This is a genomic window from Mangrovimicrobium sediminis (assembly GCF_004745945.1).
GTDB classification, from domain to species: domain Bacteria; phylum Pseudomonadota; class Gammaproteobacteria; order Pseudomonadales; family Halieaceae; genus Mangrovimicrobium; species Mangrovimicrobium sediminis.
The window spans coordinates 176,317-189,091 of record NZ_SRLE01000004.1; the positions used below are offsets into that span (position 1 = coordinate 176,317).

12 protein-coding genes and 1 tRNA gene are annotated in these 12,775 nt (G+C 63.1%); 11 read left to right on the forward strand and 2 right to left on the reverse strand.

Features of this window, described 5'->3' with window-relative positions; genetic code table 11:
- Positions 1 to 64 precede the first annotated feature (64 nt).
- From pstC to phoU, 4 genes are all read left to right on the forward strand, one after another.
- Entirely contained in the window at positions 65 to 1,453 is a 1,389-nt protein-coding gene (pstC, locus tag E4634_RS04205; RefSeq protein WP_135441351.1) for a phosphate ABC transporter permease subunit PstC, read from the forward strand.
- The gene (pstA, locus tag E4634_RS04210) at positions 1,446 to 2,732 is read left to right on the forward strand and encodes a phosphate ABC transporter permease PstA (RefSeq protein ID WP_135441352.1); all 1,287 of its coding nucleotides are present in this window, start codon (positions 1,446 to 1,448) and stop codon (positions 2,730 to 2,732) included. Before pstC ends, pstA begins: the two co-directional genes overlap by 8 nt.
- A 157-nt stretch (positions 2,733 to 2,889) precedes the next feature.
- The gene (pstB, locus tag E4634_RS04215; RefSeq protein ID WP_240725093.1) at positions 2,890 to 3,636 is read left to right on the forward strand and encodes a phosphate ABC transporter ATP-binding protein PstB; all 747 of its coding nucleotides are present in this window, start codon (positions 2,890 to 2,892) and stop codon (positions 3,634 to 3,636) included.
- A 16-nt stretch (positions 3,637 to 3,652) separates the two neighbouring features.
- Positions 3,653 to 4,366 (forward strand): phosphate signaling complex protein PhoU, encoded by a 714-nt coding sequence (gene phoU, locus E4634_RS04220; RefSeq protein WP_206046789.1) that lies wholly within the window; start codon positions 3,653 to 3,655, stop codon positions 4,364 to 4,366.
- 155 nt (positions 4,367 to 4,521) lie between these two features.
- Here phoU and E4634_RS04225 read toward each other — a convergent pair whose 3' ends face one another.
- Positions 4,522 to 4,704, reverse strand: coding sequence for a toxin-antitoxin system HicB family antitoxin (locus E4634_RS04225; RefSeq protein WP_135441353.1), 183 nt, complete (start codon positions 4,702 to 4,704; stop codon positions 4,522 to 4,524).
- A gap of 394 nt (positions 4,705 to 5,098) precedes the next feature.
- Between E4634_RS04225 and E4634_RS04230 the strand changes: the two genes are divergently transcribed.
- The 3 genes from E4634_RS04230 (at position 5,099) to hisC (ending at position 7,651) form a co-directional block, all read left to right on the forward strand.
- A complete protein-coding gene (locus E4634_RS04230) occupies positions 5,099 to 6,352 on the forward strand; it encodes a putative porin (protein WP_135441354.1) in 1,254 nt (417 codons plus the stop codon).
- A 99-nt stretch (positions 6,353 to 6,451) separates the two neighbouring features.
- A tRNA-Glu gene (locus E4634_RS04235) sits at positions 6,452 to 6,527 on the forward strand.
- Positions 6,528 to 6,595: 68 nt separating this feature from the next.
- Positions 6,596 to 7,651 (forward strand): histidinol-phosphate transaminase, encoded by a 1,056-nt coding sequence (gene hisC, locus E4634_RS04240; RefSeq protein WP_135441355.1) that lies wholly within the window; start codon positions 6,596 to 6,598, stop codon positions 7,649 to 7,651.
- A gap of 189 nt (positions 7,652 to 7,840) precedes the next feature.
- Here hisC and E4634_RS04245 read toward each other — a convergent pair whose 3' ends face one another.
- Positions 7,841 to 9,127 (reverse strand): citrate synthase, encoded by a 1,287-nt coding sequence (locus tag E4634_RS04245; RefSeq protein ID WP_135441356.1) that lies wholly within the window; start codon positions 9,125 to 9,127, stop codon positions 7,841 to 7,843.
- Between the two features lie 302 nt (positions 9,128 to 9,429).
- On the opposite strand from E4634_RS04245, the gene sdhC reads away from it, so the two are divergent.
- Genes sdhC through E4634_RS04265 form a run of 4 tightly spaced genes read left to right on the forward strand, consistent with a single transcriptional unit; the run spans position 9,430 to position 12,652 of the window.
- Complete coding sequence (gene sdhC / locus E4634_RS04250) at positions 9,430 to 9,804, forward strand: succinate dehydrogenase, cytochrome b556 subunit (RefSeq protein WP_135441357.1); 375 nt, start codon at positions 9,430 to 9,432, stop codon at positions 9,802 to 9,804.
- The gene (sdhD, locus tag E4634_RS04255) at positions 9,798 to 10,157 is read left to right on the forward strand and encodes a succinate dehydrogenase, hydrophobic membrane anchor protein (RefSeq protein WP_135441358.1); all 360 of its coding nucleotides are present in this window, start codon (positions 9,798 to 9,800) and stop codon (positions 10,155 to 10,157) included. The genes sdhC and sdhD overlap by 7 nt, the downstream gene beginning before the upstream one ends.
- Before the next feature lie 6 nt (positions 10,158 to 10,163).
- Positions 10,164 to 11,936, forward strand: a complete 1,773-nt coding sequence (gene sdhA, locus E4634_RS04260; protein WP_135441359.1) for a succinate dehydrogenase flavoprotein subunit — start codon at positions 10,164 to 10,166, stop codon at positions 11,934 to 11,936.
- 11 nt (positions 11,937 to 11,947) lie between these two features.
- Positions 11,948 to 12,652 carry a succinate dehydrogenase iron-sulfur subunit gene (locus E4634_RS04265; protein ID WP_135441360.1) on the forward strand — a complete coding sequence of 235 codons (705 nt, stop codon included), beginning with the start codon at positions 11,948 to 11,950 and terminating at the stop codon, positions 12,650 to 12,652.
- Positions 12,653 to 12,775 lie beyond the last annotated feature (123 nt).

Sequence of the window (12,775 nt, forward strand, 5' to 3'; positions counted from 1 at the left end):
TGCTACCTTTATGTTGTAACCCGTGCGCCGCGTTGAGCGGCGCACACCTTATTAAGAGTTCGCCATGCAGACATCGACGGTAATCCTTGTCCTGTTCGCGCTCTGCTGTGTGAGCTTTGCCGTGGGCCGCTTCCGCTCCCGCGCCGTGGGGCAACAGGCGGGCGGCATCCATCTTTTGCACTCCCTGCCGCATCATTACGGCTATCTCTCGGCAATGATTGCCGCCTTGCCTGCGCTGCTGGTATTGCTGGTCTGGATGCTGCTCGAGGGGCGCTTTATAGAGGGGCGAGTGATCGCCGGCCTGCCCGCAGACGTGCAGGCGCTCAGCGAGAGCCGTCTCGGCCTGTACTACAACCAGATCATCGCCTATGCCGCGGGTGGCATCGATGCCTCGACACTCTCCGAGCCGCAACTCGCCGCGGCGGAACAGTACAACGCGCTGAAAAGCGAAAGCGGCTGGCTGAAGTTGGCGCTGGTGGTGGTGGTCGCGGTAACCGGCTCGCTGCTGGTGCTCGGCCGCATCAAACCGGACCTGCGCGCGCGCAACCACGTCGAGAACATCTGGACCTGGATGTTGTTCGGTTGCTCGTTCATCGCCGTGCTCACCACCCTGGGCATCGTGCTCTCGGTGCTGTTCGAGGCGGTGCGCTTCTTCCGCCTGATCCCGGCCACGGACTTCCTGTTCGGCCTGCAGTGGAGCCCGCAGATCGCCATTCGCGCCGACCAGGTCGGCGCCTCCGGCTCCTTCGGCTTTATCCCGCTGCTGGTGGGCACGCTGCTGATCTCCTTCGTCGCCATGCTGATCGCCGTGCCGGTGGGCCTGATGTCGGCGATCTACCTCTCTGAATACGCCAGCAAGCAGTTCCGGGCGATTACCAAGCCGATCCTCGAGATTCTCGCCGGCGTGCCGACCGTGGTCTACGGCTTTTTTGCCGCGCTGACGGTCGCGCCGTTCATTCGCGAGTTGGGGGAAAGCCTGGGCCTCACCGTCGCCTCGGAGAGCGCGCTGGCCGCGGGCCTGGTGATGGGGATCATGATCATCCCCTTTGTCATGTCCCTGTCCGATGACATCATCAACGCGGTGCCGGACAGCATGCGCGAGGCTTCGCTGGGGCTCGGCGCCACCATGAACGAGACCATTCGCAAGGTGCTGATACCGGCCGCACTGCCGGGCATCGTCGGCGGCATCCTGCTCGCCGTGTCGCGCGCCATCGGCGAGACCATGATCGTGGTGATGGCCGCCGGGCTGTCCGCCAAGCTCACCGTCAACCCGCTGGAGGCGGTGACCACCATTACCGTGCAGATCGTGACCCTGCTGGTCGGCGACCAGGAGTTCGACAGTCCCAAAACCCTGGCGGCCTTCGCCCTGGGCCTGGTGCTGTTCTTCGTCACCTTGCTGTTGAATGTCGTGGCGCTGTATGTGGTGCGCCGCTACCGGGAACAATATGAGTAACGAGACCTACAAGAACACGGCGCTGATCCAGGCGTCGCTGAAAAAACGCTACGCCCGTGAAAAGCGCTTTCAGTGGATGGGCCGCTTCGCGGTCTTCCTCGGCTTCCTGTTCCTGTTCATCCTGCTGTTCGATATCGTCGGCAAGGGGCTGCCCGCGTTCACCCAACAGTACCTGCTGATAGACCTGGACCTTTCCGCGGATGCCCTGGACGTTGCCCCGGATGCCGATGCCGAAGCCCTGTCCCGCGCCAACTACGCCGGGGTGATCAAGTCCTCCCTGCGCGACATGTTCCCCGAGGTGAAGAGCCGCAGCGACAAGCGCATGCTCTACCGCCTGGTGAGCGTCGGCGCCGAGTACGAATTGCGCGACCGTGTGATGGCTGACCCTGCATTGGTGGGTACGCGCCAGTCGCTGTGGCTGCTGGCCCATTCCGAGGCGGCCAGCTACCTGAAGGGTCAGGTCGACCCTAACTCGCCGGAAGCTGAGCGCCGGGTCAAGGATGCGCAGATCACCTGGCTCGATCAGCTGCACGCCGACGAGCGCACCAAGTCCGGTTTCAATACCCAGTTCTTTACCGCCGGCGACTCCCGCGAACCGGAACTGGCGGGCATCCGGGTGGCCCTGTACGGCTCGTTCCTGACCCTGGCGGTGACCTTCCTGCTGGCGTTCCCGATCGGTGTATGCGCCGCGGTCTATCTCGAGGAGTTCGCGCCGACCAACCGGCTCACCGACCTTATCGAGATCAACATCAATAACCTGGCCGCAGTGCCGTCCATCGTGTTCGGCCTGCTCGGTCTCGCCGTGTTCATCAACTTCTTCGAGTTTCCGCGCTCGGCGCCGCTGGTGGGCGGTATCGTGCTCGCCCTGATGACGCTGCCGACTATCATTATTACCTCGCGCGCGGCGATCCAGTCAGTGTCACCGTCGATTCGCGAGGCGGCCCTGGGGGTCGGCGCCTCCAAGCTGCAGGCGGTGTTCCACCACGTGCTGCCGGTGGCGATGCCGGGTATTCTCACCGGTTCCATCATCGGCATGGCCCAGGCCCTGGGCGAGACAGCGCCGCTGCTGATGATCGGCATGGTGGCCTTTATCATGGACGCGCCTGCCGGCGTGACCGACCCGGCGACGGTACTGCCGGTACAGGTGTTCCTGTGGGCGGACAGCCCCGAGCGAGGGTTCACCGAGAAGACCTCCGCCGCGATCATGGTCCTCATGGGCTTCCTCATCATGATGAACGCCCTGGCCATCTATCTGCGCAAGCGGTTCGAACTGAAGTAATGACACAGGTTGCGACATGCAGGGAAATGACGACATGAACCAGATGAAGACCGCCGACGCAGCCGTGCCGGAAGAGGCCAGGGGTCTCGACATCCACGCTCACGCCGACGTCTCCAACTACGAGACCACCGGCGACCCGCTGCTCGACAACCCGAAGATGTCCGCGCGCAACGTGAACGTCTATTACGGGGAGAAGCACGCGATCATGGACGTGTCCCTGGACATCGGCGGCAACGAGGTGATCGCCATGATCGGCCCCTCGGGTTGCGGCAAGTCGACCTTCCTGCGCTGCCTCAACCGCATGAACGACACCATTCCCATCTGCCGCGTGAAGGGCGATATCCAACTCGACGGCGAGGACATCTACCACTCGCGCCAGGACACCGTGCTGCTGCGCGCCCGCGTCGGCATGGTATTCCAGAAGCCCAACCCGTTTCCCAAGTCCATCTACGAGAACGTGGCCTACGGTCCGCGCATCCACGGCCTGGCCCACAACAAGATCGAAATGGACGAGATCGTCGAGAACAGCCTGCGCCGGGCCAGCCTCTGGGAGGAGGTCAAGGACGTGCTGGACAAGCCCGGCACCGGCCTGTCCGGTGGCCAGCAGCAGCGCCTGTGTATCGCCCGCGCTATCGCCGTGAGCCCGGAAGTCATCCTCATGGACGAACCCTGCTCGGCACTGGACCCGATCGCGACGGCGCGCATCGAGGAGCTGATCGACGAGCTCAAGGAGCGTTTCACCATCGCCATCGTCACCCACTCCATGCAGCAGGCCGCGCGGGTTTCCCAGCGCACCGCCTATTTCCACCTCGGCAAGCTGATCGAGGTGGGGCAGACCAAGCAGATCTTCACCAATCCGCAGCATGAACTGACCGAGAACTACATTACCGGCCGTTTCGGCTGACCGGGGAGGGCGCGGCGTGGCCGACTCACTGAATCTGGATCAACACACCTCGCACCGTTTCAATGAGGAACTCGAGGATGTGCGGGCACGGCTGCTGGAAATGGGTGGCCTGGTCGAGGAGCAGTGCCGCAAGGCGCTGAAGGCGCTGACCAAGGGCAACCTCGAACTGGCCATCGAGGTCGCCAACAGCGACTACCGTATCAACGAGATGGAGGTGGAGATCAACGCCCGCTGCATGGATATCCTAGCCCTGCGCCAGCCGGCGGCCACCGACCTGCGCGTGGTAGTAGCCATCATCCGCATGACCGCGGACCTCGAGCGCATCGGTGACGAGGCGGAGAAAATCGGCCGTTTCGCCCAGACCCTGGCCGAGAGGCGCGACGCCGGTGCGTTTCGGGGCGATCCCAAGCACCTGGGTAAGTTGGCCATTGCCGTGCTGCGCGGCGCACTGGACGCCTTCGCCCGCCTGGATGTCAGCGCGGCTATCGAAACCGCGGCCCAGGACCCGGAAATCGACCAGGAATTCGAGTCGGTGACCCGGCTGTTGATCTCCCACATGATGGAACAGCCCGCCGCGGTGAAGTCACTGCTGCGGGTCAACTGGTGCGCACGCGCCCTCGAGCGCATCGGCGATCACGCGGTGAACCTCTGCGAAGAGGTGATCTTCCTGGTGAAGGGGTCGGACGTGCGTCACCTGAGCCTGAAAGAGGTGCAGGACCGCTTCCTGTAGCGGGTGAGTCCGCCTTGATGGCGGCTGCCGAGGCGGGCAGAAGCGCGCCTGGTGACGGCACCGGCGCTCGCCTGGGTGTCTACTATGGGAAAGGTTACGCCTGTCTGAATAAGACACCGCACTCGCGGCGCCGCAGCCGCTAGCCCCTGTTCCGCCTATTCGGCCGACTTCTCCTCCGGCTTTTCGCCTGATTTCTGGCGTTCGGCATCTTTAACCGTGCTGCTGATGAGCTTGGTCACCCAGTTGGACAGGGACCGGCCGTCGGCCTCGGCGAGCTTTTTGGCCTTCTTTTTCAGCTCGGGCTCGATACGGATGTTCAGCACCTTGGTTTTGGACATGGCTAGCGGGCTTTTTCGGAACTTTAGTTGAAGAATCGGTACTTTAGCACAGGTATGTACATTGAAAACACAATGGCGCTGGTGTAGATTATGTATATACAAATGCAACCGGATGAGTTGTGGTTTATGAACTTACGTGCAGCAAAAAATGAATTGGGTGAGCCGCCCCGCGTGGGCCTGCAGTTTCTTCTGCTGGAAGCCGCCGGCATGGTGGCCTTCACCCTGTTACTGGTCGGCCTGGTCGACTGATACCGTCGCGAACCGTGCGGGGAGGGTAGCTTACCTTCCCCGAATCACCGGTTCGTGTTGACTCCCCCCGTTCTTCACCTATCATTCCCCCCGCCCGCAAGGGAGGGCGTCGTGCTTCGCGGCGCCCAGCGAAAGGGGGAATACCATGCAGCGTCAACTCTACCGCGCCATCGGCGCCATCGGTCTCACCTGGGCAGCCCAGGCGGGCGCCGCCGTTCCGGATGCGGAGTGGGAACAGTTCAAGGCGAAGTTCGCCGAAATGGAAGCTCGCGTGAAGGCGCTGGAGGCGGAAAACGCCCGCCTGCGCCAGGGCAGCACGGTGCCGGTCGAGGACCTCTCCGTACTCAAGGCGGACGTCGCCACCCTGAAAGAGCAAAACGCGTCGACCGACTGGGCCGAGACTATCGGTGTTGCCGGTGACTTCCGCTATCGCTACGAGACCATCGATGTCGAGAATCGCGACGATCGCGAGCGCAACCGTATTCGCGCCCGGGTCGCCCTGACCGCCGAACTGCCCAGCGATGTCGAAGTCGGCTTCGGCCTGTCCACCGGTGGCGACGACCCGGTGTCCGGCAACCAGACCCTGGGCAACGGCAACAGCACCAAGGACATCGCCCTGGACAAGGCGTACTTCAAATGGAACGCCACCGACAGCCTGGCGATCCTGGCGGGTAAATACAGCAACCCGCTGTACCGGCCGCAGAAGAATGGCCTCCTGTGGGACGGCGACTGGCGTCCCGAGGGCGTGAGTGCCCAGTGGAACAGCGGCGCGCTGTTCGCCAACTTCCTCGGCAACTGGCTGGAGAGCGATTCCGGCGGCGACAACGACGCCTTCGCCTGGGGCCTGCAGGGCGGTGCCCGCATGGCGCTGGGCGATGCCAGCCTCACCGCGGCGCTGGCCTATTTCGACTTCCCGACAAAGGGTTCAACACCGTTCTATGAGGACGACTTCTTCGGCAACAGCTCGGTGGATGGCACTTACCTGTATGACTACCAGCTGGTCGAGGCATCGGCGGAACTGCTGCTTGCAGTCGCGGACATGCCGCTCAGCGTGTACGGCGACTTCGTGCAGAACCAGGACGCCGACGACAACGACATCGGCTGGCAGGCGGGCGTCGTGCTCGGCAAGGTCTCGGGTTGGGGCAGCTGGAGCCTGGCCTACGCCTACCAGGACCTGGAGGCCGACGCGGTCCTGGGCCTGCTCAGCGACTCCGATTTCGCCGGTGGTGGCACCGACGGCAAGGGCCACCGCATCGGCGGCAGCATGGGCCTGACCAAGCAGTGGTCGCTGGGCTTTACCTGGTACGTGGACAACGAGGCAGGGGAGGTAAACCTGGCTGACGAGGGCGGTGCGCTGAGCTACGATCGCTTTATTATCGACACGATGTTCAAGTATTGATCAGCCGTAAAAAAGACCGCGGCTAATTTATACGGGAAGTGTTGCAAAGCATCGCGCGTTCCTTATAATGCGCGCTTCTGGCAAACGCCGGACCACTGCGTCCCCTTCGTCTAGTGGTCTAGGACACCGCCCTTTCACGGCGGTAACAGGGGTTCGAACCCCCTAGGGGATGCCATCTTCAGGAAAACCCGGCGCTGCCGGGTTTTTTTGTTTCTGGCGGGGAAACAGCGAGGAGTAGGGCGCATGAGTCGATTCTGGAGCGAACTGGCGGCGGGGCTCACGCCCTATGTGCCCGGCGAACAACCGCGCGGCACCGGGCTGGTCAAGCTCAACACCAACGAGAACCCTTACCCGCCCGCGCCCGGCGTCCTCGAGGCACTCGCAGCGGTCAGCACGGACCAGTTGCGCCGCTACCCCGACCCGCAATCGACCCAACTGCGCGAGGCCCTGGCGCAGCGCGAGGGACTGCTGCCGGAGCAGGTGTTCATCGGCAACGGGTCCGACGAGGTGCTCGCCCACACCTTCGCCGGCCTGCTCAAGCACGGTGCACCGCTGCTGTTCCCCGACGTCACCTACAGCTTCTACCCGGTGTGGGCCGCCATGTACACGGTGGACTGCCGGCCCATCCCGCTGCGCGAGGATTTCAGTATCGACGTGGACGATTACGCGGCGGGGCAGGGGGCAGTGCTGCTGCCCAACCCCAACGCGCCGACCGGCGTGCTGTTGCCCCTGGCGGAGATCCGGCGCCTGCTCGAGGCCAACCCGGACGCCGTAGTGGTGATCGACGAGGCTTACGTCGATTTCGGCGGCGAGTCCGCCGTGCGCCTGGTGCCCGAGTACGACAACCTGCTGGTGGTACAGACGACCTCCAAGGCGCGCTCGCTCGCGGGCCTGCGGGTGGGCATGGCCTACGGCCACGTCGACCTGATCGAGGCACTGGTGCGGGTCAAGGACTCCTTCAATTCCTATCCCCTGGACAGCGTCGCCCAGCAGGCGGCGCTGGCGTCGGTGCAGGACGAGGCCTGGTTCCGCCGCTGCTGCGACCAGGTGATTGCCACCCGCGAGCGCAGCGCCGCGCGCCTGGCCGAGATGGGCTTTGACGTGCTGCCCTCGGCCGCCAATTTCCTCTTTGCCCGGCACCCGCAGCACGCGGCGAAGGACCTGTTTACCGCCCTGCGCGAGCGCAAGATCATCGTGCGCTACTTCGACAAGCCGCGCATCAGCGAGTACCTGCGTATCTCCGTCGGCACCGATGCCGAGATGGATGCGTTCTGCACGGCGCTGGAAGACATCCTCTAAAAGGGGTCAGAGCCCTTTTTGGACGGAAGTGATGTTGGTGCAGCAGGCAGCGCTGCCCTGGTGGACGAGGGGACTGGGCGTAAAAAAAGTGGGGTCAGAGTCTGGACTCTGACCCCACTTTTTTTGGGGTGTACCGTGCGAGAACCAGATGGGATCAGGGGGGAGCCCTGAGCCCATCCGGTGGCAGCCCTAGCGCTTGTCCAGCGGCAGGTAATCGCGCTGCGTATGGCCGGTGTAAAGCTGGCGCGGACGGCCGATGCGGTAGGAACCGCTGATCATCTCGTGCCAGTGGGCAATCCAGCCGACGGTGCGGCCGACGGCGAAGATCACCGTGAACATGCTGGTGGGGATGCCGATGGCCTTGAGGATGATGCCGGAGTAGAAGTCCACGTTCGGGTAGAGCTTCTTGGAGATGAAGTACTCGTCGGACAGGGCGATCTCCTCCAGGCGCTTGGCCACCGCCAGCAGCGGGTCGTCGACACCCAGTTCCGCCAGCACGTCGTCGGCAGCTTCCTTCATGACCTTGGCGCGCGGGTCGAAGTTCTTGTACACGCGGTGGCCGAAGCCCATCAGGCGGAACGGGTCGTTCTTGTCCTTGGCGCGCGCAACGAATTCGTCGATACGCGAGACGTCACCGATCTCTTCCAGCATTTCCAGCACCGCCTCGTTGGCGCCGCCGTGTGACGGACCCCACAGCGCGGCGATACCCGCGGCGATACAGGCGAAGGGGTTGGCACCGGAGGAGCCGGCCAGGCGCACGGTGGAGGTGGAGGCGTTCTGCTCGTGGTCCGCGTGCAGCAGGAAGATGCGATCCATGGCCTTGGCCAGGGTCGGGCTGACGTTGCTCGGCTCGCAGGGCACGCCGAACATCATGTGCAGGAAGTTTTCCGCGTAGCCTTTGCTGTTGTCCGGGTACATGAACGGCTGGCCGATGGAAAACTTGTAGCTCATCGCGGCGATGGTCGGCATTTTGGCGATCAGGCGGAAAGCCGCGACCTGGCGGTTGTTGTCGTCGGTGATGTCCAGCGAGTCGTGGTAGAAGGCGGAGAGGGCGCCGACCACGCCGCACATGATCGCCATCGGGTGCGAGTCGCGGCGGAAACCGTTGAAGAAGTGAGCGAGCTGCTCGTGCACCATGGTGTGGTGGGTGACGGTCTTCACGAACTCTTCTTTCTGCGCCTTGGTGGGCAGTTCGCCGTACAGCAGCAGGTAGCAGGTTTCAAGGTAGTCTGAGTGCTCGGCCAGTTGCTCGATGGGGTAGCCACGGTGCAGCAGGATGCCATTGTTGCCATCGATATAGGTGATCTGTGATTCACAGGACGCGGTGGAGACGAAACCGGGGTCGTAGGTGAACATGCCCTTGCCGGTCAGGCCGCCCACGTCGACGACGTCGGGTCCAAGGGTGCCGGAGTAGACGGGCAGATCAATCGGACCATCGATTCCGTCGATAGTCAGAGTGGCTTTTTTGTCGGTCATTAGCGGGTCCTGCAAGTAACTCAGTGGGGGCTTCACTATAGAGTTTCAGCTTTTTTTGTCAATCGACAGGGTGTTCGCAAAAGGCTTTGCAGAAAGGCTCTGCGGCGCTTTTGCCCTATCCCGGTGCAGGGTGCTCCCCACAAGTACTCGCGGTGGCTGGCGCTGCACTGCGGGTTTGTAATTAGGGCGCTTAATCCTTATAATTTTGCGCGTTTTGACACGCTGCGCGCAACGGGCAGCGATTCGCAGTGTCCTGCGCTGAACACTTTAACCGCCTTCTGGCGCCAACGATGGTACCCAACGTGAAAGACAACCGTCCCGTTAACCTGGACATCGGTACCATGCGGCTTCCTATTACCGCATGGGCGTCCATTACCCACCGCGCCTCCGGCGTACTCCTCTTTGTCGGCATGGCCGTGCTCTTGTGGCTGCTCGATGTCAGCCTGCACAGCGCGGAAAGCTTCGCCTCCCTCAGCGACTGCCTGGACAACGTGTTTGCCAAGCTGGTCATCTGGGCGGTCGTCTCCGGCCTGATCTACCACACCCTGGCCGGCATCAAGCACCTCATCATGGATTTCGGCATCGGTGAAACCATGGAAGGCGGGGTGCTCGGCGCGCGTATCGTTATCGCGCTTTCAGTTGTTCTGATCATCATTGCGGGGGCTTGGATATGGTAAGGGCTGTCACCAGTTTCGGGCGTTCCGGTCTCTCCGACTGGCTGCTGCAGCGGGTCACCGCTGTCATTCTCGTCGCCTACTTCCTGTGTATCGGCGCCTCCCTGCTGGGTGGTGTGAGCTACGCCGAGTGGAAATCCATGTTCGAAGGCACCGCCATGCGTATCTTTACCCTGCTGGCGGTCCTGTCGCTGGCGGCCCACGCCTGGATCGGTATGTGGTCGGTCGGCACCGACTACCTGACCGAGCGCCTGATGGGCAAAACGGGTAACGTATTGCGCCTGGCCTACCAGATCGGTTGCGGCCTGGTCATCTTTGTCTACGTCATCTGGACTATCCAGATCCTCTGGGGTTAAAACACTATGGCGGCTATTCGTACTATTTCCTTCGACGGCGTCATCGTTGGCGGCGGCGGTGCCGGCATGCGCGCCGCGCTGCAGCTGGCGCAATCCGGCTACAAGACGGCTGTGATCTCCAAGGTGTTCCCGACGCGCTCGCACACGGTATCCGCCCAGGGCGGTATCACCTGTGCCATCGCCAGTGCCGACCCCAACGACGACTGGCGCTGGCACATGTACGACACGGTCAAGGGCTCCGACTACATCGGCGACCAGGACGCGATCGAATACATGTGCAGCGTCGGCCCCGAGGCGGTGTTCGAGCTGGAACACATGGGCCTGCCGTTCTCGCGCACCGAGGAAGGCCGCATCTACCAGCGCCCCTTCGGCGGCCAGTCCAAGAACTACGGTGAGGGCGGCCAGGCCGCGCGCACCTGCGCCGCGGCGGACCGCACCGGCCACGCCCTGCTGCACACCCTGTACCAGGGCAACATGAAGAACAACACCGTGTTCTTCAACGAGTGGTACGCCACCGACCTGGTGAAGAACCAGGACGGTGCAGTGGTTGGCGTGATCGCCATCTGCATGGAAACCGGTGAGACGGTCTATGTGAAGTCCAAGGCCACGGTATTTGCCACCGGCGGAGCGGGGCGCATCTACGCCTCCACCACCAATGCTCACATCAATACTGGCGACGGCATCGGCATGGCCCTGCGCGCCGGCTTCCCGGTGCAGGACATCGAGATGTGGCAGTTCCACCCCACCGGCATCGCCGGCGCCGGTGTCCTCGTGACCGAGGGCTGTCGCGGCGAGGGCGGTTACCTGATCAACAAGGACGGCGAGCGCTTCATGGAGCGCTACGCGCCCAATGCCAAGGACCTCGCCGGCCGTGACGTGGTGGCGCGCTCCATGGTGCTGGAAATCATTGAGGGCCGCGGTTGCGGCCCCGAGGGTGACCACGTCTTCCTGAAGCTGGACCACCTCGGCGAGGAAGTCCTCGAGTCCCGCCTGCCCGGCATCTGCGAGCTCTCCCGGACCTTCGCCCACGCCGATCCGGTCAAGGAGCCCATCCCGGTCGTGCCCACCTGTCACTACATGATGGGGGGTATCCCGACCAACGTGCACGGCCAGGCGCTGACCGTGGACGCCAACGGCAACGACCAGGTGATCCCGGGCCTGTACGCCTGCGGCGAGGTGGCCTGCGTTTCGGTGCATGGCGCCAACCGTCTGGGCGGCAACTCGCTGCTCGACCTCGTGGTCTTCGGCCGCGCCTCCGGCCTGTACATCGAGCAGGCCCTGCGTGAAGGCATCGACATGCGCGACGCCTCGGAGTCCGACATCGAGCAGGCCATGTCCCGTCTCGACCGGCTGAACAACTCCAATGGCGGCGAGAAAACCGCCGAGCTGCGCAAGGAACTGCAGGGCATCATGCAGAACCACTTCGGTGTGTTCCGCAACGGCGAGTTCATGCAGCAGGGTATCGTTAAACTGGCCGAGCTGCGCTCGCGTATCGAGAACGTAACGCTGGAAGACAAGTCCCAGGCCTTCAACACCGCACGCATCGAGGCACTGGAGTTGCACAACCTGTTCGAAGTGGCCGAGGCTACCGCCATCGCCGCCGAAGAGCGCAAGGAAAGTCGCGGCGCCCACGCCCGCGAGGATTTCCAGGAGCGCGACGACGAGAACTGGCTGTGTCACTCGATGTACTACCCGACCGACAAGCGGGTCGGTCAGCGGGCGGTCAATTTTGAGCCCAAGACAGTCGATACCTTCCAGCCGAAAGTCCGGACTTACTGAGGTCGAATACGATGTTGCAAGTTAGTATCTATCGCTATAACCCGGAGACCGACTCAGCGCCGTCCATGCAGGATTTCCAGGTCGACACTGGCGGCAAGGACCTGATGGTGCTGGACGTCCTGGAGATGATCAAGGCCCAGGACACCACCGTAGCCTACCGCCGTTCCTGCCGCGAAGGCGTGTGCGGTTCTGACGGTCTCAACATGAACGGCAAGAACGGCCTGGCGTGCATCACGGCGCTGTCCGACACCGTGCGCGACAACAAACTGGTGATCCGCCCGCTGCCGGGCCTGCCGGTAGTGCGCGACCTGGTGGTCGACATGAGCCTGTTCTATCGCCAGTACGAGAAGGTCCAGCCCTTCCTGCAGAACAACACGCCGGCGCCCGCCATCGAGCGACTGCAATCCCCGGAGGACCGCGCCAAGCTGGACGGCCTCTACGAGTGCATCCTGTGCGCCTGCTGTTCCACCTCCTGCCCCTCCTTCTGGTGGAACCCGGACCGCTTTATCGGTCCCGCCGGCCTGTTGCAGGCCTACCGTTTCCTCGCCGACAGCCGCGATACGGCTACCGACGAGCGCCTGGCGAAGCTGGACGACCCCTTCAGCGTGTTCCGCTGCCACGGCATCCAGAACTGCGTTAATGTATGTCCCAAGGGCCTCAATCCCACCCGCGCCATCGGCCACATTCGCAACATGCTGCTGAGCAGGGCAACCTGATATTCAGGCAATAGCTTTAACTTATCGTCACAAGTTGTTGTTTGGAAAGGCTTTTGAGGAATCCGCTGCTGCTGTAGGGCGGCGGCGGCCACGCGCTGGTGCATTTGCGGCTAAGGTCTAGTC